This is a genomic window from Nitrosomonas halophila, from assembly GCF_900107165.1.
GTDB lineage: Bacteria > Pseudomonadota > Gammaproteobacteria > Burkholderiales > Nitrosomonadaceae > Nitrosomonas > Nitrosomonas halophila.
The window spans coordinates 1-22,507 of sequence record NZ_FNOY01000013.1 but is presented as its reverse complement, the minus strand read 5'-3'; the positions used below and the strand labels follow the sequence as shown (position 1 = coordinate 22,507).

At 52.9% G+C, this 22,507-nt stretch carries 21 protein-coding genes and 1 pseudogene; 15 read left to right on the top strand and 7 right to left on the bottom strand.

The window, feature by feature from the left end; genetic code table 11:
- Positions 1–2 precede the first annotated feature (2 nt).
- The 5 genes from bamA to BLV85_RS04820 all read left to right on the top strand — a co-directional run bounded on the left by bamA (position 3) and on the right by BLV85_RS04820 (position 4,725).
- The gene (bamA, locus tag BLV85_RS04840) at positions 3–2,282 is read left to right on the top strand and encodes an outer membrane protein assembly factor BamA (RefSeq protein ID WP_090412707.1); all 2,280 of its coding nucleotides are present in this window, start codon (positions 3–5) and stop codon (positions 2,280–2,282) included.
- A gap of 28 nt (positions 2,283–2,310) precedes the next feature.
- The gene (locus BLV85_RS04835; RefSeq protein ID WP_090412703.1) at positions 2,311–2,868 is read left to right on the top strand and encodes an OmpH/Skp family outer membrane protein; all 558 of its coding nucleotides are present in this window, start codon (positions 2,311–2,313) and stop codon (positions 2,866–2,868) included.
- Between the two features lie 49 nt (positions 2,869–2,917).
- Positions 2,918–3,361, top strand: a complete 444-nt coding sequence (gene fabZ / locus BLV85_RS04830) for a 3-hydroxyacyl-ACP dehydratase FabZ (protein WP_090412698.1) — start codon at positions 2,918–2,920, stop codon at positions 3,359–3,361.
- A gap of 179 nt (positions 3,362–3,540) precedes the next feature.
- Positions 3,541–4,119, top strand: a complete 579-nt coding sequence (gene rnhB / locus BLV85_RS04825) for a ribonuclease HII (protein WP_090412696.1) — start codon at positions 3,541–3,543, stop codon at positions 4,117–4,119.
- A 126-nt stretch (positions 4,120–4,245) separates the two neighbouring features.
- Positions 4,246–4,725 (top strand): FKBP-type peptidyl-prolyl cis-trans isomerase, encoded by a 480-nt coding sequence (locus BLV85_RS04820; protein WP_090412693.1) that lies wholly within the window; start codon positions 4,246–4,248, stop codon positions 4,723–4,725.
- Between the two features lie 81 nt (positions 4,726–4,806).
- Here BLV85_RS04820 and mutS read toward each other — a convergent pair whose 3' ends face one another.
- The 5 genes and pseudogenes from mutS to BLV85_RS04790 all read right to left on the bottom strand — a co-directional run bounded on the left by mutS (position 4,807) and on the right by BLV85_RS04790 (position 13,384).
- Positions 4,807–7,428: a DNA mismatch repair protein MutS gene (gene mutS / locus BLV85_RS04815; protein ID WP_245725091.1), complete on the bottom strand. Its 2,622-nt coding sequence runs from the start codon at positions 7,426–7,428 to the stop codon at positions 4,807–4,809.
- Positions 7,429–8,074: 646 nt separating this feature from the next.
- Positions 8,075–8,914, bottom strand: coding sequence for a DUF3427 domain-containing protein (locus BLV85_RS04805; RefSeq protein WP_245725093.1), 840 nt, complete (start codon positions 8,912–8,914; stop codon positions 8,075–8,077).
- 40 nt (positions 8,915–8,954) lie between these two features.
- Positions 8,955–9,510, bottom strand: a pseudogene (locus tag BLV85_RS04800) (ISNCY family transposase); the annotation flags it as partial.
- A 212-nt stretch (positions 9,511–9,722) separates the two neighbouring features.
- Entirely contained in the window at positions 9,723–11,918 is a 2,196-nt protein-coding gene (locus BLV85_RS04795; protein WP_090412685.1) for a primosomal protein N', read from the bottom strand.
- Between the two features lie 83 nt (positions 11,919–12,001).
- A complete protein-coding gene (locus BLV85_RS04790; protein WP_090412683.1) occupies positions 12,002–13,384 on the bottom strand; it encodes an adhesin in 1,383 nt (460 codons plus the stop codon).
- Positions 13,385–13,707: 323 nt separating this feature from the next.
- On the opposite strand from BLV85_RS04790, the gene BLV85_RS04785 reads away from it, so the two are divergent.
- The 10 genes from BLV85_RS04785 (at position 13,708) to BLV85_RS04740 (ending at position 20,616) form a co-directional block, all read left to right on the top strand.
- Positions 13,708–14,820, top strand: a complete 1,113-nt coding sequence (locus tag BLV85_RS04785; protein ID WP_090412818.1) for an aromatic ring-hydroxylating oxygenase subunit alpha — start codon at positions 13,708–13,710, stop codon at positions 14,818–14,820.
- A gap of 13 nt (positions 14,821–14,833) precedes the next feature.
- Positions 14,834–15,688: a DMT family transporter gene (locus BLV85_RS04780; RefSeq protein WP_090412682.1), complete on the top strand. Its 855-nt coding sequence runs from the start codon at positions 14,834–14,836 to the stop codon at positions 15,686–15,688.
- Between the two features lie 89 nt (positions 15,689–15,777).
- The gene (locus BLV85_RS04775; RefSeq protein ID WP_090412680.1) at positions 15,778–16,122 is read left to right on the top strand and encodes a SpoIIAA family protein; all 345 of its coding nucleotides are present in this window, start codon (positions 15,778–15,780) and stop codon (positions 16,120–16,122) included.
- Positions 16,123–16,339: 217 nt separating this feature from the next.
- Positions 16,340–16,825, top strand: coding sequence for a hypothetical protein (locus BLV85_RS04770; protein WP_090412678.1), 486 nt, complete (start codon positions 16,340–16,342; stop codon positions 16,823–16,825).
- Between the two features lie 3 nt (positions 16,826–16,828).
- Entirely contained in the window at positions 16,829–17,206 is a 378-nt protein-coding gene (locus tag BLV85_RS04765) for a SirB2 family protein (RefSeq protein ID WP_090412676.1), read from the top strand.
- 141 nt (positions 17,207–17,347) lie between these two features.
- Entirely contained in the window at positions 17,348–17,782 is a 435-nt protein-coding gene (gene rplM / locus BLV85_RS04760; protein ID WP_090412674.1) for a 50S ribosomal protein L13, read from the top strand.
- A gap of 4 nt (positions 17,783–17,786) precedes the next feature.
- Positions 17,787–18,179, top strand: coding sequence for a 30S ribosomal protein S9 (gene rpsI / locus BLV85_RS04755; protein ID WP_090412672.1), 393 nt, complete (start codon positions 17,787–17,789; stop codon positions 18,177–18,179).
- Positions 18,180–18,300: 121 nt separating this feature from the next.
- On the top strand, positions 18,301–19,329 hold the full coding sequence (gene argC / locus BLV85_RS04750; RefSeq protein WP_090412670.1) for an N-acetyl-gamma-glutamyl-phosphate reductase: 1,029 nt from the start codon (positions 18,301–18,303) through the stop codon (positions 19,327–19,329).
- 97 nt (positions 19,330–19,426) lie between these two features.
- Complete coding sequence (locus tag BLV85_RS04745; RefSeq protein ID WP_090412667.1) at positions 19,427–20,167, top strand: DUF6776 family protein; 741 nt, start codon at positions 19,427–19,429, stop codon at positions 20,165–20,167.
- Positions 20,168–20,178: 11 nt separating this feature from the next.
- Positions 20,179–20,616 carry a bactofilin family protein gene (locus BLV85_RS04740; RefSeq protein WP_090412664.1) on the top strand — a complete coding sequence of 146 codons (438 nt, stop codon included), beginning with the start codon at positions 20,179–20,181 and terminating at the stop codon, positions 20,614–20,616.
- Between the two features lie 482 nt (positions 20,617–21,098).
- Here the strand turns inward: BLV85_RS04740 and BLV85_RS15110 are convergent, their stop codons facing one another.
- Both BLV85_RS15110 and BLV85_RS04730 read right to left on the bottom strand, forming a co-directional pair.
- Positions 21,099–21,275, bottom strand: a complete 177-nt coding sequence (locus BLV85_RS15110; RefSeq protein ID WP_176973932.1) for a hypothetical protein — start codon at positions 21,273–21,275, stop codon at positions 21,099–21,101.
- A gap of 285 nt (positions 21,276–21,560) precedes the next feature.
- Positions 21,561–22,507: reverse transcriptase domain-containing protein (locus BLV85_RS04730; RefSeq protein WP_245725090.1), on the bottom strand; the 947-nt coding region annotated here is incomplete at its 5' end.

Below are 22,507 nucleotides of genomic sequence, written 5' to 3'. Positions count from 1 at the left end.
ATATGAGATTCAGGTATTTGGCATTATTTCTTATACTCAATTATTCGGCAGCCTACGGAGCAAATGACACTTTTATCGTTCGGGATATCCGGGTAGAAGGCATACAGCGCACCGAAGCGGGTACGGTCTTCAGCTATCTTCCAGTCAAGGTCGGCGATGTGCTTGATAGCACCAAGGCGAGCGCGGCCATCAAGGCGCTCTATGCGACCGGCTTTTTTAAGGATGTTAAATTAAAGGCTGAAGGCAATTTGCTGATTGTCCAGGTTCAGGAGCGTCCCGCCATAGCGCAGATCAGTATTGATGGCGCCAAGGAATTTGATAAAGACAAGCTGAAGGAAGGCCTGAAACAGGCCGGATTATCCGAATCGCGTATTTTCAGTCGCTCGCTTCTGGAGAAAGCCGAACAGGAACTGAAGCGCCAGTACATCAGCCGCGGGAAATATGCCGTCAAAATCACGACGACGACGACCCCGCTGGAGCGGAACCGGATCGGAATCAATTTCAACATCAAGGAAGGCAAGACTGCGCGTATCAGGCAAATCAATATCGTCGGCAACCAGGCTTTTCGGGAGAAAAAATTACTGGGGCTGCTGAACCTCAAAACGCCTGGTCTTCTGACCTGGTTTACCAAAGACGACCAATACTCGAAGCAGAAACTATCCGCCGATCTTGAAACGCTGCGCTCCTATTATCTTGACCGGGGTTATCTCGAGTTCAATATCGAGTCCACCCAAGTGTCCATTACGCCGGATATGAAGGATATCTACATTACCATCAATGTAACGGAAGGTCCGCAATACACGGTATCCGATATCAAGCTGGCTGGCGAACTGATATTGCCCGAAGAAGAGCTGCGTGCGCTGATCAAGCTTGAGCCGGGTGGCGTATTTGCGCGTGAGAAGTTGACCGAATCAGTCAAATTGATCAGTGACCGGTTGGGTGATGAGGGGTATGCCTTTGCCAACGTCAACGCATCTCCGGAACTGGATAAGGAGACCAGGGAAACCGCCTTTACCTTTTTCATCGATCCTGGTCGCCGGGTTTATGTCAGGCGCATCAACATCAGCGGCAATGATCGTACCCGGGATGAAGTCATTCGTCGTGAATTCCGACAGATGGAGGGTGCATGGCATTCGACCACGCAGATCAATCGTTCCCGGCAGCGCGTGGATAGGCTGGAGTTTTTTACCAGTGTCAACGTTGAAACACCACCGGTTGCGGATGTGCCGGATCAGGTGGATATCAATGTCAGCGTGGTCGAGAGACCAACCGGTGCGATCATGTTCGGTGCGGGCTATTCCGACCGGGAAGGCATTATTTTGAATGGTTCGATTGCACAGAATAATATTTTCGGAACTGGCAACTTTCTCAGCTTGCAGGTGAATACCGGCAGAGTTAACAAAGTCATATCTGGCTCGTTTACCAATCCGTACTATACGATCAATGGTGTGAGTCTTGGTCTGGAGGCCTACAAACGCGATATCAATACACGTTCGCTATCCAGCGTCGGGGTGTTCAATACCGATACTACGGGTGCCAATATTCGTTTTGGAATTCCTGTTGCCGAGAATGATATCGTTTCGCTTGGGGTGGGGGCGGAGCATACCAAGATTAATTTGCGTGATGACAGCCCTGAGCGTTTCAGGGAGTTTGTCAGCCAGTTTGGTAGGAGCTCTAACAACATTCCCATTACCCTGAGTTGGGCGCGTGACCGTCGTGACAGTGCGATCTGGACAACTTCCGGCATGACGCAGCGCATATTCGGGGAATTCAGCCTGCCGTATGGCGATTTGAATTACTATAAAATCAGCCTTGAACAAAGATGGTTCTATTCGATTTCCAGATTTTTCACCCTGATGCTCAATGGCGATATCGGGGTGGGTGATGGTTATGCCGGCAAACCACTTCCCTTCTTCAAGAATTTCTTCGCTGGTGGCTTTAACTCCGTCCGGGGCTATAACATCAACACGCTCGGACCGCGTGATAGCGAAGGGCGCGTCCTGGGCGGCAGCAAGCGCATTGTGGGCAACCTCGAAGTGTTATTTCCTGCACCATTCATGCCAGACGACAAAACCATCCGTTTGAGTGCGTTTATGGATGCCGGCACACTCGTCAATTCTTTCTCCGGACTGGACTTGAATGATTTCCGTTATTCTGCCGGCCTGGCAGTCACCTGGATTTCCCCTATGGGGCCGCTGAAGTTCAGTATTGCACAACCATTCAATGACCAGCCGGGAGATAATTTGCAGCGCTTCCAGTTTCAGTTAGGACAAACTTTCTAATTCTGGGAGACAGCCACCGGGAGAATCAATGAAATTCGTATTACAGGAATGGCGCCAAATGGCGTCTGCAGGGTTTTGTATGATGTTGGGCTTGGTTGTGCTGCTGACCTTGCCGGCTGCATCCTTGGCTCAGGAAATCAAGATTGGGGTTGTCAATACCGAGAAAATTCTGCGGGAGTCGATTCCCGCCGTCATGGCGCAAAAGAAAATTGAACAAGAATTCCAGGCACGTGATGCGCGCATCAAGCAACTGTCCAGCCAGGCGAAAGCCTTGCAACAGGAGCTGGAGAGTAACGATGGCATGACAGAAGCAGACAGGCGGATCAAAGAACGCGAGCTGGCAACCCTCAGCCGCCAATATCATCGTGCCCAGCAACAAATGCGGGAGGATTTGAGCCTGCGCCAGAATGAGGAATATGGACTGATACTGGACCGTATCAATCAAGTCATCCAGGAACTGGCAGAGTTGCAGGCATATGATCTTATTCTGCAATTGCAGGATTCGGTTTACCGGAGCGCGCGTATCGATATTACCGATCAAGTGATCAAAGTGCTGGATGAACAGGCATCCGCTGCCGAGAAGTGACCCGCGCCATTAACCAAGCCAACAATAGTCATACAGGGAGAAGAAAAATATGACCACCATGGATATCCATGAAATCCTGAAATACCTGCCACACCGCTATCCATTGATTCTGGTGGACAGAGTGGTGTCTTTTGAGTCAGGTAAACGGATCCATGCCTACAAGAATGTTTCCATCAATGAGCCTTATTTCGTTGGGCATTTTCCGCACTATCCCGTCATGCCGGGTGTTTTGATCGTTGAAGCACTGGCACAAGCCGCGGCGCTACTGACTGCCCGTTCCCAGGAGGCCGAAAAAAATACCGAGCAGGTGTACTATTTTGTCGGTATTGATGCGGTACGATTTAAAAAACCTGTCATTGCGGGTGACCAACTTTCCCTGAAAGTCGAGATTGCCCGGCAGATCAAGGGAATCTGGAAATATACTGCTTGCGCCGAGGTGGATGGCCAGATCGTAACTGAGGCGCAATTGATGTGTACGGCAAGAGAAATTTAGCCTATTCATCAGAACCGGTAACAAGGCTGCCACCAGCTACGCTGTGCGATTTTCGAGGTGTTGCATGGCTGTCTTGGATAGCGCGCACGATAGCCCTTCCGACTGAGGCATTTCCCGGGGGATTGGCTGTTGACAGGTCACTGTTCTCGGAAATCTGATATGATCCGGCGATTTGATCGATGCACCTAAACCGGCCAATTTATGGGGTGGATGAGGCAGGCAGAGGGCCGCTGGCGGGTCCTGTTTACGCCGCCTGCGTAAGATTGGATGCGCGCAGAGTGATCGAGGGACTGGCCGATTCCAAGCAGTTAAGTGTGCGCAGGCGTGAATCTCTGGCTGAGCAAATCAAGCGAAAGGCCGCAGCCTGGGCCGTTGCTTCCGCCTCTGTTGCCGAAATTGACCGGTTGAATATCTTACAGGCGAGTCTGCTTGCCATGCGAAGGGCCATACAGCAATTGGTACTTAGCGAGGATGCCCTGGTGCTGATAGATGGAAAGCATGCCCCGCAATTGAATTCTGAGGTGGAAACAATTGTCAAAGGGGATTGTCTGGTCGCTGAAATTTCGGCTGCTTCGATTCTGGCCAAGACTGCACGAGATGCCGAAATGATACGGCTGCACCAGCTTTACCCGGTATATGGGTTTGATCAACATAAGGGCTATCCAACCAGGGCCCATCTTGATGCGATCCGTTTATATGGAATTACCGATGTCCATCGCCACAGTTTCTCCCCTTGCAGGCCAGGCAATCAATCCTGATTTTTCTGACATAAACAGAGTGGATTCAGCCAGCATGCGGGAATAGGGCGCAGTGACAAGTGTTGTGCACATCGTAAATAAAGCGTTTTATCAACTACATGAAAGCCTTGGACAGGCGGAGGAAGTATGCGTATAGAAAAGAATACAGTGGTTTCCTTGCACTATAAAATGATCGACCCGGAAGGCAAGATCCTGGAGGAAACCGAAATACCGATCAGTTACCTGCACGGTGGTTTTGATGGCATTTTCCCTACGGTGGAGGAAGCCTTGCATGAGAAGGAAATCGGGCATACGCTGTCACTGTTGATGGAACCAGAAGAAGCATTTGGCGACTATGACACTGAACTGATGCGGGTCGAGCCCCGGAGCGCCTTTCCCGAGGAAGTGGCTATCGGGATGCAGTTCGAGGGCGGGGAAGAGGGTTCGGATGATTTCCTGATTTATACCGTGACAGATGTGACTGACGATATTGTGGTGGTGGACGGCAACCACCCCTATGCCGGCATGGCATTGCGCTTCGAATGTACGGTCACGGCAGTTCGGCCAGCGACAACGGAAGAGCTTGCGCACGGCCATGTCCACGGACCACAGGGCCATGAGCATTAACGGAGCCGGATGATCTGTTGGATCTCGTAATATGACTGGCAGGGCGGCTGTCCATGCATGATGATGCCCCGCCAGTCAGCATCATATTGTCCGATCAAGCATTGATCGCATCAAGTAAATCTGTTCCAGCGCTTCCTTGGGCGTGAGTTCATCCGGGTGAATGCGTTCGAGATGAGCGAGTACCGGATGAGCGGGGCAGGCTACGTCGTTTTCATCCTCGCCGATTTCTTCAAATAATGTTTGCTGCGGGTTTCTGCCAATCGCTTCCTGTTCCAGCCTGGCGAGAATTTTTCTGGCGGCTTTGATGACTTTGTCTGGCACGCCCGCCAATGCCGCGACATGCAATCCATAGCTCTGACTGGCCGGTCCTTCCTTGACTGCATGCAGAAACACTATCCGTTGCTTGTGTTCGATTGCGCTGACATGAACATTGGCAGCCTGCGGGAATTCCTGTGCCAGTTGCGTGAGCTCGAAGTAATGGGTCGCAAACAGGGTATAGCTCCGGTTCTGACCCAACAAATAGCGGGCAATGGCAAAAGCGAGCGCAAGGCCGTCGAAGGTTGATGTGCCGCGGCCGATTTCATCGACCAGCACCAGGCTTTGTGCAGTGGCATGACGCAGGATGTTGGCGGCTTCAGTCATTTCGACCATAAAAGTCGAGCGTCCGCCGGCCAGATCATCGGATGCGCCAATCCGCGTGAAAATCTGATCAATTGGCCCCATGCATGCATGCCGGGCCGGCACAAAACTTCCGCAATGCGCCAGCAAAACGATCAGAGCCGTCTGACGCATATAAGTGGACTTGCCTCCCATGTTGGGCCCAGTGATGATCAGCATTTGCCTGCCTGTACGGGTTACGGCGCCCAGTTGTACATCATTGGCGATATATTGCTCAACTTGGCTTTCCACGACGGGGTGGCGGCCAGCCTCAATTGTCAGGACAGGATCATTGGAAAACAGGGGCCTGCTGTAGCCCAGCATATTTGCGCGTTCGGCAAAGGCACACAAAACATCCAGTTCCGCAACCAATCGGGCCATCTTCTGCAACGGCGCGATGAAAGCTTGCAACTGTTCCAACAGCAAATCGTATAGCTCTTTTTCGCGCGCAAGCGCTTGTTCTCGCGCTGTCAGGGCCTTGCTCTCGAACGCCTGCAATTCCGGTGTGATATACCGCTCGACATTCTTGAGCGTTTGTCTGCGGCGATAATCGGCCGGAATATTCTCGCTCTGTGCGCGCGAAATTTCGATATAAAAGCCATGCACCCGATTGTATTCCACCCTAAGACCGGAAATCCCGGTGCGCTCACGTTCTTGCGCTTCCAATTGCAGCAGAAATTCGGCGCAGTTATCGTGCAGGGCGCGCAACTCATCCAGTTCGCCATCAAAGCCAGGCGCGATGACGCCCCCTTCGCGTATCACCGTGCCGGGAGTGGGCTGCAAGGCATCGGTCAGCAATTTGCTGAGCGCGACATCGGGCATCATGCCGGTAGCGAAACGATTGACTGCTGACGCAGGGCTGGTTGCCAGCAGCTTGCCGATATCGGGCGCGATAGCCAGGCTGTCGCGCAGGCCGGACAAGTCGCGAGGGCGGGCGGTTTTCAACGCAATACGGCTTGTAATGCGCTCGATATCCACAACATGTTTGAGTGGTTCCCGGATTGTCGCGTACAGCGCGGAGGGCTCCGGATCGATCAGGGCGGAGATGGTGTCGTAGCGCCGTTGCAGAATGGCGCGATCCCGCAAGGGGTGATGCAACCAGTGCCGCAACAGGCGGCTGCCCATGCTGGTCGAGCAAGTGTCCAGCAGCGAGAGCAGCGTGGGCGCATCCTCCCCGCGCAAGGTTATAGTCAGTTCCAGGTTGCGGCGTGTGGCAGCATCCATGCGCAAATAGCTGTCATGCTGTTCGACGTGCAGGGTGCGCAAGTGGCTGAGTACGGGTTCTGCACTGGCATCGCTCGCTGTGTGTTGTGTGACCCGGATGTAGTCGAACAGTGCGCTCGCTGCCTGAAGCGATGCATGGAGTGCTTCACCGCCAAATGCAGCCAAATCATGCGTGCCAAATTGGCGGGTCAGCAACTGGTGCGCGCGATCGAAATCGAATTGCCAATCGGGCAAGCGCTGGTGTGTCGCGCCATCATCCAATGCCAGCGGCAGCTGGAGTGATTCCGGCAGCAACAGCTCCGCTGGACGCAGCCGTTCCAGCTCATTTGCCAGATTCTCCGGAGCAGTTTCCAAGACACGCAGATCGCCTGCAGCCAGGTTGAGCCATGCCAGGCCGATGGTGCCCCGGTGCATTGCCAGTGCCATGACAATGCTGTCGCGGCGTTCTTCCAGCAATGCCGCATCTGTCAGGGTGCCTGGTGTAATGATGCGTGTGACCTGACGTTCCACGGGCCCCTTGCTGGTGGCCGGATCACCGGTTTGTTCGCAAATGGCGATCGTTTCTCCCAGCTTGACCAGTCTGGCCAGGTATTGATCCGCAGCATGGAACGGGACGCCCGCCATTTTGATCGGCTGCCCAGCCGAAGCGCCGCGCTGGGTGAGCGTGATATCCAGCAGGCGTGCCGCTTTCTCGGCATCTTCGTAAAACAGCTCGTAGAAATCTCCCATGCGGTAAAACAGGAGCTTGTCTGAGTGCTGCGCCTTGATGCGCAGATATTGGCGCATCATGGGGGTGTGCGAGGAATTATCAATATTCGTCATGTGGAACAAGTGTTTATGTTTTCTCTGCAATGCTTTTGGAGCTGATTTGGCAGGAGGCTTCTTGCGTTTCACGCTTCTGGATCATTGACGAGTGGCTGCTGCCTGTTTTGGAGCATGAAAAATTCAAGAAGACCAAGGAGCATCGCCCGGTCATCCACCCTCCATTGCTGCCATTCTCGCAAGGAGGCTTGAATCTTGTGAGCTGCTTCCGTCTGGGTCAGTCCGGAAGTTATGCGTACTTCACGGATTTCCGCAGGTGTCGGGTCGTTTCATTGAGTCGGTTATGGCATTTTGGCTGTTGCCCAGTTAACCGATGTTGACAACCGTGCGGGTCAAGGTATCTACTGGCATTATTTTACGCTCAATGCGCGTATCAGTACCAGCTCTCGAACTTATCCAAGCTCACGAAGATTTGAGACCCTACCAACTACTGATCCACCAGCGGGGAATAACACCGTGACCACCAGCAAACTGCGCTTGGCGTCATGTCCAGGGCCGAAACCGCCAAGCTGATCTTTGCCTGCTCAGCATCCCTGAAGGATGACCTTGAGCGCCATGCAGAGCTGCATGGGCAGACCCAAGGTGAGCCGGTGTGATGCGTCGTCAAGTGTGTGATAAGCAACAGCGGCGCCGTATTGGCAGGCTTTCAAGACTCATGCTGCCGATCCGTGGGCCAGGGCTGCATCAACTTCAACACCACACTCATCGGCGCACTGCCTTCATGGCGCTGGTATTCAACGGGCCCGTAGTAGGTGAAGGGTGCAGCCTTACCGGCACGGAGTTTGTTGTCGCGGACGAATAGGTGGATGAAATGGCGAAGAGTCTTGTGATTGATTAGTTCCCAGCCGCGCTTGCTGTCGGGGGTGGTGGCGTGCTGGCTTTGCCAGTGGAAGGTGTTTTCGTCGATCCAGTGGTCGATATAGCGGTGGTCTTCAGCCTTGCCCTGCTTGTTCAGGGTGACCAGCAGCACATGGGCATTGGCGTCTTTCAGGAACACATGGCCGCTTTGCCAGTTTCCGGGATTGAAGGTTTCGCCAAATAGTTCCGGGATGTCCTCTCGCATCAGCTCCTGGCCGATCATCATCTCCAGCGGGTCGACCACACCTCTGAGTCGGGCAAAGGTGCGGAACTGCTCGCTCAGTTCCGGCGTAACAACAATATCGTCGTACTCCGGATTTGTGGCTTTCAACACATACTCGCCAGCGTCTGATTTTTGCACCGTGCGCAGCAGATACTGGGTATCACCGGCTTCGTCAAGGCGTTCAATGGCGAGTGTTTTGCCGGTGATCGAGCCGGCCTGGTTCGGGTTGATGTGCTCCAGCAACAGATAGTCGCCATCCTGAATGGGTCGCTTGCCGCCATTCATGGAATTACCGGAGGCGCGGGCGATGAAATGCTTGCTGGGGTCCAGTCGACCATATCCCGAGCCGAGGGCGCGGTATTCTTCAGTTTCCGCTTGGCTGTTCCTGAAATGCCCGCAGGCAATTTTCAGAGACGGGAAGTACGGCAGCTCGGCCCCGGATGAGGAGTTGGCGCAGATTGTGGCGATACTGACGCCAGTCGCTGAACTGTTGGCTTTCGCTCCATTGTGCAGTCAGCGTGATCGCTTTGCGCATGGCATCCCATAACAGGCTAATGTCGGTGGGGAAATGAACGTTGGTTTCAACGACAAAGGAGTCGCACCGCCTTTGCCGGGCTGCGCCGCCCAACGTTATCCACCAGAGTTTGGTAGGCATATGCCTTCTCATCATATAGGCTATGTCCGAGCATTTGGCGTAGCGTTCGATGCTGATTGACCAGTTCGTAAAGGCGGTCGTAGTCGATATTCAGGTCCAGGCGTAATACGCCACAGACCAGGATGTTCCATAGCGTCATGCCAGGGCGGCCATTGCGCTTGTTCACTTCGGGTGCAATGTCACTTTCCAGCAGGGCAAAAACTGCTTCGCGCAATGGTACGTTTATGTACAGGTGCTGCAACCCGCGCAGTATCTTCGGTATGTCGTCTCGGGACCGTAAATCAAATTTGATTTCCGATATGTCGACTTCACCTAATTTCATCTGGGCATTTTGAACTACGCGCATGAGGCACTCGATTCGAATGAAGTGGGTTTCTGGAAGTAGATATTCTCTCAAACTATTGTCGAAGTTTGAGGTTTTTATGGCTCAAAATCTACTAAAACGGGCTATTTATGGCAGTTTTGGCCAGAATTCCGTAAATCTTCCTTGCCAAAATAACATGCAACATGTTGTTTTGTAATAATATAATTGGTTTTCAGGCAGACACTAAATATGCGTCATAGCATCAGAGGATCGATATCCAGATGCCAGCGTACTTTTTTTTGGGCGGCGAGTGTGTGCAGGCGTTGCTGCCAATCAAACAGAAATTCTTGCAGGTGCTTGCGCGAATGAGCATGCACGAGTAGCTGCGCGCGTTCCCGGCCTTTGAGACGCATCATCGGCGCAGGGACCGGATCGAATAGTTGAATCTGGCCGAATTGCTCGCAGGCAGTGGCTATTTTCGCAGCCTTGCCAAGAAAAGCCAACGCACTGTCAATGACGATTGCTTCTGCGCGCAGTACGGCCTGATAAGCAAATGGCGGGAAGTGGGTCAACTGGCGTTCTCTCAGGAGAGTGCGGGCATGGCTGTCATAGTTTTGGCGGCTGAGTGCCTGATATAGCGGATGATGAGGGAATTCGGTCTGGATGAGAACCGTGCCAGGGATGTCTGCCCGGCCGGCACGCCCGGCCACTTGCATCAGTTGCGCGAATAATTGTTCTTCCGCGCGAAAATCGGTGCTGTAGAGTGATGCATCGGCGTTGAGGATGCATACCAGTGACAGATTGGGGAAGTCATGTCCCTTCGCAAGCAGCTGGGTGCCTACCAGAATATCCACTTGTTGATTCTGAACGGCATCGAGCACCGATTGCCAGGCATGTTTGCGGCGTATGCTGTCACGGTCGACGCGCAGGATGCGCGCTGCGGGAAAATGGCTGCGCAGGGCCGCTTCGATGCGCTGGGTGCCTTGACCGAACGGCAATATATCTGGATCGCCGCATTCCGGGCAGGCGGCTGGAACGGTTTGCTGGTGTCCGCAATAATGGCAACGCAGCTGCCGGGCATGCAAGTGCACAACCAGACGGCTGGAGCAGCGCGTGCAGGCTGCAACCCAGCCACAGGATTTGCATAACAATACCGGCGCGTAGCCACGACGGTTGATGAATACCAGACTTTGCTGCTGTTGCGAGAGTGCTGTCTGTAATGCAGTCAGCAAGGGCTCGGTAAGTCCTTCCGGGGCTTTGGTCAGGCGTAAGTCGATGCAGCGTATGACCGGTAACGTTGCGCCGCTGACTGCACGGGAATGCAGGCGTAATAGCCGGTAATGCCCTGCAAGAGCATGCTGGTAACTTTCCAGTGAAGGGGTGGCCGAACCAAGAATGATGGGTACACCAGCTTGTTTTGCCCGGTAAATAGCCAGATCGCGGGCGGAATAGCGTAAACCATCTTGCTGCTTGAAAGAGAGATCCTGTTCTTCATCGACTACGATCAGGCCCAGTTCGGGTAGTGGTGTAAACACAGCCAGGCGGGTGCCCAGGACAATGCCGGCCTTGCCTTGTTGCGCAAGTAGCCAGCCTTGCAGCCGTTCATTGTCATTCAAACCACTATGCAGACTGACCACAGCCGTTTCTGGAAAGCGCTGCTTGAACCTTGCTTCCAGCTGCGGGGTAAGATTGATTTCGGGCACCAGCAGCAACACCTGCCGCTGCTGTTTCAACAGCGCGGCAGTGACACGGAGATAGACCTCGGTTTTGCCGCTGCCCGTGATGCCGTGTAACAGCCATGGGGCAAACATGCCAGTATCGGCCAGAATGGCGGCTATGGCGGCGTTTTGCTCGGGTGTCGGGCTGGGCGGCTCTGTTTGGGCGGTGGGGAGCCCCGGCACGAGAGGCATTTGCGTGACCCAGTCCAGCGCCAGAAATTCACGCAGCAATTTCCGGTTGTGGGCGCTCATCTGCTTGAAAGCTTCGGGTGGAATCTGGCCATTATCCTGGAGCGTGGTGAGCAGCAACCGTTTTGCTCTCGATCTGGCTGGGATATCGGTGGCGTCGAGCAGGCGCCCCTTGTCTGTGATCACCCATGCAAATGCCCGGGACGGCTGGTCGATCGTCAGTTTGAACTGGCGTAACCGGTTGGGTATGCTGTTCATGACCACTTGCCCGATGGGGTGGTGATAGTAGCGATTGCAGAACTTGAATAATTCAAGCAAAGCGGGCGGCAGGGGAGGGATGTCGCGGTAGATCCGCTCGGCTTGCTTGAGCTTGTTGCCCGGAACAGAGGTGTCTGTGCAGACAGACAGGATAATGCCCAGTGTTCGCCGCTTGCCAAAAGGCACACATACGCGCAGGCCGATATCGGTTATGCTGGCATCCGGAGCAAGGTAGTCGAACAGGCAATCCACTGGCACATCAAGCGCGACACGGATAATTGCCATGCGGTAGCTTTCTGGGGCCGGTTTATCGAATGACAGCGACGTAACCGGCCCGCTGGGAAATCAATGCCCCTGGCGGGGTTTGATTAAATGGAAATACGGTACAGGGTAATGGGCGTCCGGCCTTCCCGGCCGAGGGTTGCGCTTTGGCCATCCGTATCGATTTTGAACGTCAGCGCCTGCCCGGTATGCTCCGATAGGCCAGCGCAACCGCTGGTGTTATAGATGAAGGTTGACAGTTTGAGCGCACTGCTGGCGGTATCGTATGCGTACGTGGCAAACTCTACACCAGGCTTGGCGCAGGCAGATGGTGCTGATTGACCCGCTGTGCCGACTGGATCGACCAGCATATAGCGATTGTTGGCAAAGAACAGCAGAGTGGGTGTCTTGATAGTGTCTCTGCTCTCAGCCCATGCGCCGACTATATCGCTCGGATTGTTATCCATTTTCATATAGCGCGTTTCTTGAACCTCGGTCTCGGCAACTTCGTCATCGGAGCTGAGCTCGATGGGTTTCGAAATGTGAAACAGCTCGCCAAACAGACTGGCCTGTTCTCTTTCCCGCTGGACAACCACAATGTCTGACATGATTAACTCGTCGCCATCGGTATGGATGCGCCAGGTAGGACGCGGGTGTGAGAGGCCGGATTGAAGATTGGTATCGACTTCCGTTGTGCTGGCAAGTTTGAAGCCACGTTCATCAACCTCGGTGGCTTCGGCGACACCGTATTCCACGCCAGCCGTGAAAACCACTTTGCTGCCACATGAGCGATTGGCATCACAGACGTCATCGGCCGTCGCGATGCCATGCAGATATTCTCCGCTGCCATCGGTTGACATGCGAAAGAAGCTGGCGCTGGAATCGTCATAATTCGCCCAGAGATGGTTGCCGAGTAGATTGACTGCCTGGGACAGAAAGTGTGCATTCGCCTGTTCGGCGGTTCTGATATCACCTGGAATATCGGCGGCTTCCCGTGCAGCAAGCAGAGCGGGCGCGTTGACAAAATCTTCGGGCGCGGTTTTCAGATCGATGGATGCATCGAGTGCGGCGGCCGCAGCAGGGGGAATGGTGATGCCATTGCCTGGATCATTGTCGGCATCGAGTGACTGAAACAGAATCAGCAGGTTTTGCAGTTTGTTTGCATGGCCTGAAGCCAATTCGATCGGCGTGATGAGAGCTGCTCCAGGAACTTCACCCAGGTTCAATTGACCAATCCGGAATTCAACGCGATCACCGTAGTTGAATTTGAACAGGCCTGCTGCGTCAGTGATGCCCGATGCGCCTGAAGATGCGGCATAGGATACGCCTTCAATGGCGGCATCCGTCAATATTCCGGTGGCCGGGCCTTGGCGCAAGGTGGTTGATTTTCCGCTGGTTGCGTCTTGTTCACTGTCACAGGCTGTCAGCGTTAATGCGAACAAGCTTGTGAGCAGCAATGGGATGGCTGTTTGCTTGTAGTGTAATTTCATTGAGTCAACTTATCTTGTGTGTTATCAATTCCGATGATCATTGATCACGCCAGCCAATTGTAATCTTATGAAAGAAGAGGATAATGCGGCGTTCAACGATTCGGGTGGGTTATTAGGTTTATCCCGCAATTATAGTCGATGCACGAAGGGATGTGATTAAATCCTCAAAGTGACTGGCTGTCCAACGGGATGCTGCACATGTTGTAAGACTGTATGGCAGGGAATGGCCTGGGGCCGTTTTCATGGTTTTGGTGATTGATTTCTTATAGCATAAAAATACTTGATTTATGATGATTGATCAGGAGGTGGTACTTAAAAAGCATATGTCCAGCTTAGCACAAGTTTTGGATTCCGCTGCACTGCATCCGCAGCTTCCCGTGGAATGGTATCTGGATCCACAGGTGTTTGAGATCGAAAAGCAGATTTTGTTCGATCAAGGGCCTGGATATGTGGGTCACGAACTGATGGTCCCCAACAAGGGAGATTATTATGTATTGCCATGGCAGGACAATGCCAGGATGCTGGTCCATAACGAACATGGCATCGAGCTCCTGTCGAACATCTGCCGCCACCGTCAGGCACTGATCCTGGAAGGAAAAGGCAATGCCAGAAATATCGTCTGTCCGATTCATCGCTGGACCTATGCAACCGATGGCAAGCTATTGGGTGCGCCTCACTTCAAGAAGAATCCCTGTCTGAACTTGAGCAAGACGACTTTGCAGCAATGGAACGGGCTGGTGTTTGCGGGCAAGCGCGATATTGCGCAGGAATTGAGCAGCTTGAGCCTACGGGAGGAATTTGATTTTTCCGGGCATGTGCTGGATCGCGTGCAGATTGATCATTATCCATGCAACTGGAAAACATTCATCGAAGTCTACCTGGAAGATTATCATGTTGACCCATTTCACCCGGGATTGGGGCATTTTGTCGATACAAGCAAACTCGATTGGGAATTTGGCGATCGGTACAATGTTCAGGCTGTCGGTGTGAATCCCAATTTTGCTCGGGCCGGTTCCGAGGTTTATGCTGGCTGGCATGCCCAGGTATTGCAGCAACATGAACAACGGCTGCCTCGCCATGGCGCCATCTGGTTGCTCTATTATCCCAATATCATGCTTGAATGGTATCCGCATACGCTCGTGGTCAGCACGATCCATCCGACTGGCGTGGAAACCTGCATGAATGTGGTCGAGTTCTACTATCCGGAAGAAATCGCCTTGTTTGAACGCGAATTTGTGGAGCAAGAACAGGCTGCCTATCGAGAAACTGCGAAGGAAGATGATGAAATATGCAGACGGATGACTGCCGGACGGCGTGCGCTTTATCAACAGGGAATCAACGAGGTGGGCCCTTATCAAATGCCCATGGAAGCCGGCATGGCCCATTTCCACAGCTTCCTGCGGCGTGAAATTGGGCACCTTCTGCCCAAGCGCTAGCACTTCCCATTAGATGGCTGCGTTGTGGATGCTGGCGGCGGGCTTCATGTTCGCCTGCATGGGTGTATTGGTCAAATTGGCCGCAGTCTATTTTTCCAATACAGAGCTCGTCTTTTATCGATCGCTGGTCGGGGTGGTGGCCACTTTTATGATGATGCGGATCTATTCCATTCCGCTGGCGACTGCTTATTGGAAAATCCATTGCTGGCGAGGGCTGTCCGGGTTGGGCGGGGTGCTGTTGTTTTTCTACTGCATCTTGCAATTGCCGTTGGCGACAGCCATTTCCCTGAATAATACCTGGCCTTTGTTTCTGGTTTTTCTGGCCGTCATGTTGTTGAAGGAGAATTGCAATTGGCGGTTGGCCCTGGCCGTGTTGTTGGGCTTTCTGGGTGTGATTTTGCTGCTTCGGCCAACCTTGAACGAAGGCCAGTGGGATATGGCACTGATTGGACTGGGTTCCGGTTTGTTTGCCGGCGTCGCGCATTTCAACGTCAAGCAATTGAGCGCACTGGGTGAATCGGACTGGCGCATCGTATTTTATTTCGCGCTGATGTGTACCGTGACCACCGGTGCCTGGCTGGCGTTTACCACCTTTAGCCCTGTCAATACTGAAGGACTGATGTTGGCTCTGGGCGTGGGGGTGACTGCAACCTTGGCGCAGCTTGCACTTTCTCGCGCACATCGGGGCAGCAATACAGTCGTCGTTGGCACACTTGCCTACAGCTCAGTATTGTTTGCAGGGCTGCTGGACTTGTTCTTTTGGAACGCATGGTTGCCTGTCTCGGCATGGCTGGGGATGGGGCTGATTGTGCTGGGAGGGCTTGTGAGTATCCGGGTGATGCCGGCAGCAGTCCGCAAGCCTGGTTGAATCCCAGAAACTGCACGCATCAAAACCTTATTTGCAACCTAACCCCCATTTAACTATGATTGCGGACTCATAATTCGGAGCAGACAACCATGATTAGTATCGAAAAAATCGACAATTTAATTACCGTTGCGGTTATCGGTGAATTCACTCTTGATGATTTCAAGCAGTTTGAAGATCAAGTGCTTTATCAATTTCGTTTCGGTGGCGAAGCCAATGTGCTGCTCGACTGGCGCGACATGGTGTCCTATACGGTAGATGTTGCTTGGGAAGAGATCAAGTTTATGCGTGAACATGGCAGCGAGATCAATCGTGTTGCCATCGTGACCGATGACCAGTGGCAGGCATGGAGCGCCTGGGTTTCCAATTTGTTTACCGATTCAGAGGTTGTCGTTTTTTCGGATTATGATGAGGCCAAGGCTTGGGTTATGGCTTGAGCGTTTTTCCAAGTGCTAGGAGGCTGTCCGAGAAGAGCGATCGTAGCGAGGACGAAGCTGGCTGAGCGGGATTTTTCGATCATTGGAGGCGAATAGTAATTCTATTCAACGAAAAGGATCGGAAAATCCGGCCAGCCAGGCTCGTCCGCAGTAGATCAGTCGATATTCTCGGACAGCCTCCTGGGCTGATCGCTGAATCGGATGAGTGCCATCAATCATGGATGACTATATCGTAGCAAGAGTATTGCATGTACTTGGAGTCGTATTATGGATCGGCGGGGTGGCAATGGTGACCAGCACAGTGCTGCCGATGATCAGGCGGATGCCATCCGCTTCTGATGGTCTGGAGATTTTTTTGCGGATCGAGAAGCGCTTTGCGTGGCAGGCGCGCTTTACCACCGTGTTGGTGGGACTGTCCGGTTTCTATATGATCCACCTTCTGGACGCCTGGCATCGCTTTGCCGAGCCACGATTCTGGTGGATGCATGCCATGGTTTTGGTCTGGGCGATATTTACAGTATTTCTATTCATACTCGAACCCCGGGTATTGCCCCATCGGGAGCATGGGCGCACACCACCGGATCCAGAAGCCGTGTTGACAAGAATGCAGCGCATGCACTGGATATTGCTCGGTATCAGCCTGGTCACGGTTGCCGGTGCTGTGGCAGGCAGCCACGGCTGGCTATTTTCTGGAGAATGGTAAGTAATGGACTATGCAATCTTGAAACTGCTGCATGTGACTTGCGTGATACTCAGTTATTTGCTGTTTTTGTCGCGTGGGGTGTGGATGCTGCGTGCTTCTTCCGCATTGCAGCAGCGCTGGGTGAAAATCATGCCGCATATCAATGATACGGTTTTGCTGGCAAGTGCGATTGCCTTGGCCATGCTGACACAGCGAAATCCAGCCGAGGAGCCTTGGCTGGCAGCGAAAATTGGCGGATTGTTGGTGTATATTGCCCTCGGTATGGTTGCCTTCCGGTTTGCCAAGACTCGTCGCGTCAAAGCCACCACCTGGATACTGGCGCAAGGCGTGTTCATTTACATCGTCCTGGTTGCTGTGACAAAAAATCCCGTCTTGGTCTGATTCTGCTTTTGAGAAAGCATCCAGCGCTTGCGGAGCGTGATGCATGCCTGGCATTTTTTGCAGCATTGCAATGAAGGCGTTTGACTTTTTTCTTACGCTAACAGATAATCCTCGATTATTTTGTACCACAGAGGAAAATCAGTGAAAACCTTTTCTGCCAAACCACATGAAGTCAAGCATGAATGGTTTGTGGTTGACGCAACCGATAAAGTTTTGGGAAGACTGGCGGCGGCTATTGCCCATCGCTTGCGCGGCAAACACAAGCCCATTTACACACCGCATGTAGATACCGGTGATTACATCGTGGTCATCAATGTTGATAAACTGCGGGTAACTGGCAATAAAGCCGAAGACAAGATATATTATCGTCACAGTGGTTATCCTGGTGGTATTTACCAAACAACTTTCCGCAAGATGCACGAGCGTTTTCCTGGGCGGCCGCTTGAGAAAGCAGTCAAGGGGATGCTGCCGAAAGGTCCACTGGGCTATGCCATGATCAAGAAGCTCAAACTGTATGCAGGGGATACGCATCCTCATGCCGCTCAACAACCACAACCACTGGAAATCAACGCTTAATCTTATGGCGATTCAATACAATTACGGAACAGGGCGCAGAAAAAGCGCCGTCGCGCGTGTTTTTATCAAACCGGGCACAGGGGTCATTACGGTTAATCGCAAGCCTGCCGATGAATATTTTTCTCGAGAAACTGGGCGCATGATTATTCGCCAGCCCCTGGAACTGACGGGCAATACTGGCAATCTGGATATTATGGTCAATATCCGTGGCGGTGGAGAGTCGGGCCAGGCTGGTGCCGTGCGGCATGGCATTACCCGCGCATTGATCGATTACGATGAAACGTTGAAACCCGTGCTGAGCAAAGCCGGTTTTGTCACGCGGGATGCGCGTGAAGTTGAGCGGAAAAAAGTCGGCTTGCGCAAAGCTCGACGCCGCAAGCAATTTTCAAAACGTTGATCGATGCATATTGCTCAAAGAGCCGCCTTGTTGGGCGGCTTTTTTGTATCGACTTTTCATCAATTGCAGTGCAATTTATTGTATAAATTGTCTTTATTTCAGTCATAACCGGTTAACTTGGATGATCAAGGTTGGCATTGTAGGTGGAACAGGTTACACAGGCGTTGAACTGCTGCGGATTCTTGTACAGCATCCCAAAGTTCGATTGAAGGTGATTACCTCTCGGCAGGAAAGTGGAATGGGCGTCGATGAACTCTTTCCGAGTTTGCGCGGGCAAGTGGCGCTTAAATTCAGTGATCCCGCTCAGGCAGATCTGAGTCAGTGCGATCTGGTATTTTTTGCCACACCCAACGGCGTTGCCATGCAGCAGACAAAAAAGCTGCTGGACGTGGGGGTGAAGGTGATCGACCTGGCTGCCGATTTCAGAATCAAGGATGTCGCCGAGTGGGAGAAGTGGTATGGCATGCAGCACGCCTCTCCCGAATTGGTGGCAGAAGCCGTTTATGGTTTGCCTGAGGTGAACCGGGAGAAAATACGGCAGGCAAGATTGATCGCCAATCCCGGTTGCTATCCTACGGCGGTGCAGCTGGGTTTTCTGCCGTTGATCGAAGCAGGTATAGTGGATGTTGATCATTTGGTGGCCGATACCAAATCCGGCGTTTCTGGTGCCGGACGCAAGGCGGAAGTGCATACACTGTTTGCAGAAGCGGCCGATAATTTCAAATCCTATGGGGTGCCAGGCCATCGTCATTTGCCGGAAATCCGGCAAGGGCTGGGCGCGCGATCCCAAAAACCGGTGGGTTTGACCTTTGTGCCACATCTGACGCCGATGATCCGGGGTATTCACGCAACACTTTATGCGCGGCTTCTCAAAGAGACCGATCTACAGGCCTTGTACGAGGAACGCTATATTGATGAACCCTTTGTGGATGTGCTGCCAGCAGGCAGCCATCCGCAGACGCGATCGGTGCGTGGCTCGAATTTCTGCCGCATTGCAGTGCATCGCCCGCAGGGTGGAGACATGGTCGTTGTGTTGTCGGTGACGGATAATCTGGTTAAAGGGGCTGCCGGGCAGGCCGTTCAGAATATGAATATAATGTACGGGTTGCCAGAAACGATGGGTATCAAGCATGTGCCGCTTCTGCCATAGCCGCTGGTTGGCGGGTATGAAAACTGCCTGGCCAGAAGCCGGTGGCTGTCTCCAGGCATCCCATCTCCTGTGATTTTTAACACCTGGGGAAAGTAAATTGTTGCATCATAAGCCGGCCATCAGCGCCTCCAAAATGATTGTGCGTCCTCACGTACCCTGGTACCGGCGTCTGCTGGTGGCTGTGATCGGCTTGCTGCTGATTGCTTTGCTCGCATGGGGTATGTTTGAAGTCGGCCGCAATTCCGTTTCATCGGGTAATGGCAACCCCGCCCCCGATCCAGCGCTTGAACAAATTCTGGCGTCGAGCAACTGCCTGGAGAAATACAATCCGGCATTGTGCGCGCAGATAGCTGAACTTGTCAGGCAGTTGCAGATCAGTAACGCCACGCGCATGGATCTCGTGAAGCAGGTCAAATCGCTGGATGAAGAGAATGAGCGTTTGCGGGAAGATCTGGCCCTGTTCCAGCGCTTGATTTCCGGCAATGAAGGGTCATCTGAAGCCGAGCTCACCATTCATCGTTTTACGCTTGAGCCCGGACAATTGCCGGGCGAATACCTTTATACCCTGTTGCTGGCTCAAGGGGGACAGCCTGTCAAAAACTTCAACGGTAAACTGGAGTTTGTTGTGGGCCTGCTCCAGGAGGGTGAAAAAAAACTTATCTCACTCGTGGATGAAAATGCATCCAAGGGCTTCCCCATCGATTTCCGCTTCTATCACAGACTGGAAAAAAGTTTTCAGGTACCGTCCGAAACAGTAGTGGAGAGCTTGCAGGTGCGTATCTATGAGAATGGCGAGTCCAATGCGATTCTGACCAAAACGATTCAATTATCTTTGTAAGGTATCAGTGCATGTTTGGACGAAAAAAGAAAGCCCTTGGCCAGATCGATACACTCGTTGGGGCCAACACCGTCATCACCGGCGATATTCAGTTTAGTGGCGGTTTGCGTGTGGATGGCCGCGTTTGCGGAAATATTCTCGCAACCGGTGATGAGCCGCACGCAATGTTGGTGCTGAGCGAGCAGGGCGTGATCGAGGGCAAGATCAAAGTACCACACCTGATCATTAACGGGATGGTGAAAGGTCCGGTTCACGCAGACCAGGATATTGAATTGCAGCCGAATGCCAGAATCATTGGCGATATTCACTATAAGACCGTGAAAATTCATGAAGGCGCGGCTGTCGAAGGCAAGATGATCCGCCAGGAGAGCCTGCAAACCGAAAAGCTGATTACATTGATGGCCCCCCCCGCTGTCGAACAGAACAAATCTACAGAAAATCCGGAGTAATCCCAGCCAGGGTGTGTTGGGCTGGAACGGCTGCCATGCTCCCTTGGCCTGAAGCGCGCTTTTAAGCCACAAAGCAAGGCGTTGCCACCCTGACCATCTGGTTTAGGAGCTGTAAAATTCAGCTTAAGCGCCAGTACCTGCTGGACCAGTTGGGATAAGCTCCAGTGCTTGCTGTAGTGATATCCTTTGCCCACATCACGCATCGTGGTTCGCCCCATCGTTTAGCGAAGCTATAAATCGAAGAGCCGGATGCGCTAATCGTGCCTGTCCGGATCTGTGAGGAGCCAGCGCGGCTAACTGCCCGCGCCGACCTGATCGATAGCGCTATTCTGCTGTCAGTAAAGCGATCAATAAAATTTCGCTCAAAAATTCATGATCGCAAGTCTTGCTGCCTTCTTTGCAATTAATTTCACTCTGACCCCGATTATCCCTGACCCCGATTATCCGACCCCGATTATCTTTCTACCCCAACCAACAACTCGTCACTGTCTGCGTTCACAAACGCTACAAGCGTTTGTGATATTAGTTGCTATGTCTTTTGTGGCGCGTTTGATCTTTTCTCCCGGACATCCGTCGACACTACTTTTAAATTCTCTAAAATGACTCTCGCCTAAAGAGATTGCCACTTTTGCTCTTTCTACAACTGCAATTCCTTCCATATTTTCCACCAAGTTTTCTATAGCTATGCTCGCCGTCGCAGTAGGAACGCCGGTTACCCGGCGCCCCCTGCACAGATCCCGGCGTGCGGTTTTCCCGCACCGGGCTCTTCAATCATACTCACTCGCGCAGTAAAGCAGCTCTTCACGCAAGCCCCCGATTCATTTCTGTCCGATTGGTTTGGGTTGGTGATGGAAAGGCTTATGCCGCCAGCAGCCGCTTTATCCCGTCCCATGTCAGACTTCGTCTTTGGCTCCTTCGATTTAACCACTTATAGAGCAATCTGACTACCTCCCTGTAGAACACCCCTTGCAATTCTTGATGCTCGTTTGCAGTCGCTTTCTGGCCGTGCGCCGCCATACCCTTGGATCGCCTTTTGTATCCGCTTCCCAGTAAAACTCGAAACCTAGAAAGCTGAACCGCCGCTTACGGCTAGGATGGAAGCGGCTGAAACGCTGAATACAGGTCTTCTCCGGGGCTACCTCCAGGCTGAACTTTCCCAGCCGTTTGGGTAGCGTCCGATAAAAGCGCTCCGCGTCCGCTTGATACTGGAAGGCACAGACAAAATCATCGGCATAGCGAATGATATGCGCCCGCCCATGACAGTGGCGTTTAACCACCCGCTCAAACCAGTGATCCAACGCATAGTGCAGGTAGATGTTTGCCAGAATTGGCGATATCACCCCGCCTTGCGGTGTACCGGTTTGTGGGTGAATTACCGTGCCATCGCGTTCCAATATCCCTGCCTTGAGCCAGGTATCGATGAGCCCAAGAAACGGTTTGTCATCAACCCGTTGTTCCAGCATCCGCAGTAGCCAGTCATGGTCGATGTTGTCAAAGAAGCCTTTGATATCAGCTTCGACCACATAGCCATAGCGGCCAAATTGGAGTTCGACATTGAGGTCTTTGACTGCCTGCTGTGCACCCAGCTTTGGCCGGTAGCCGTAGCTGACCGCATGGAAGTCCTCTTCATAGATGGCTTCCAGTAGCAGACGTGCGGCCCCTTGCAGTAGTCGGTCTTCAACAACCAGTATGCCAAGGGGCCGCTCTTTGCCGTTTGTACGCAGTAACAGCAGCAAATCTAGCGGGTTGAAGTCCCGTCCGGGGAGTTGTCCGTACGCCCCGGTAGCATGAGGAAACGGCGTCGCGGCAACGCGGGGTCGTGAGTTTCCACACAGCAAGAGAGCAGGCCGTAACGCAAGTGAACCCATGAGTAGCCTCGTAAACGAAGTGG

Coding starts and splice junctions, on each gene's coding strand:
- BLV85_RS04780 (WP_090412682.1), top strand. CDS start 14,834: ATGGCTGCGTTGTGGATGCTGGCGGCGGGCTTCATGTTCGCCTGCATG.
- rnhB (WP_090412696.1), top strand. CDS start 3,541: ATGCACCTAAACCGGCCAATTTATGGGGTGGATGAGGCAGGCAGAGGG.
- argC (WP_090412670.1), top strand. CDS start 18,301: ATGATCAAGGTTGGCATTGTAGGTGGAACAGGTTACACAGGCGTTGAA.
- mutS (WP_245725091.1), bottom strand. CDS start 7,428: ATGACGAATATTGATAATTCCTCGCACACCCCCATGATGCGCCAATAT.
- BLV85_RS04765 (WP_090412676.1), top strand. CDS start 16,829: ATGGACTATGCAATCTTGAAACTGCTGCATGTGACTTGCGTGATACTC.
- BLV85_RS04740 (WP_090412664.1), top strand. CDS start 20,179: ATGTTTGGACGAAAAAAGAAAGCCCTTGGCCAGATCGATACACTCGTT.
- BLV85_RS04835 (WP_090412703.1), top strand. CDS start 2,311: ATGAAATTCGTATTACAGGAATGGCGCCAAATGGCGTCTGCAGGGTTT.
- fabZ (WP_090412698.1), top strand. CDS start 2,918: ATGACCACCATGGATATCCATGAAATCCTGAAATACCTGCCACACCGC.
- BLV85_RS04770 (WP_090412678.1), top strand. CDS start 16,340: ATGGATGACTATATCGTAGCAAGAGTATTGCATGTACTTGGAGTCGTA.
- rpsI (WP_090412672.1), top strand. CDS start 17,787: ATGGCGATTCAATACAATTACGGAACAGGGCGCAGAAAAAGCGCCGTC.
- BLV85_RS04785 (WP_090412818.1), top strand. CDS start 13,708: ATGTCCAGCTTAGCACAAGTTTTGGATTCCGCTGCACTGCATCCGCAG.
- BLV85_RS15110 (WP_176973932.1), bottom strand. CDS start 21,275: ATGGAAGGAATTGCAGTTGTAGAAAGAGCAAAAGTGGCAATCTCTTTA.
- bamA (WP_090412707.1), top strand. CDS start 3: ATGAGATTCAGGTATTTGGCATTATTTCTTATACTCAATTATTCGGCA.
- BLV85_RS04775 (WP_090412680.1), top strand. CDS start 15,778: ATGATTAGTATCGAAAAAATCGACAATTTAATTACCGTTGCGGTTATC.
- BLV85_RS04790 (WP_090412683.1), bottom strand. CDS start 13,384: ATGAAATTACACTACAAGCAAACAGCCATCCCATTGCTGCTCACAAGC.
- BLV85_RS04795 (WP_090412685.1), bottom strand. CDS start 11,918: ATGGCAATTATCCGTGTCGCGCTTGATGTGCCAGTGGATTGCCTGTTC.
- BLV85_RS04820 (WP_090412693.1), top strand. CDS start 4,246: ATGCGTATAGAAAAGAATACAGTGGTTTCCTTGCACTATAAAATGATC.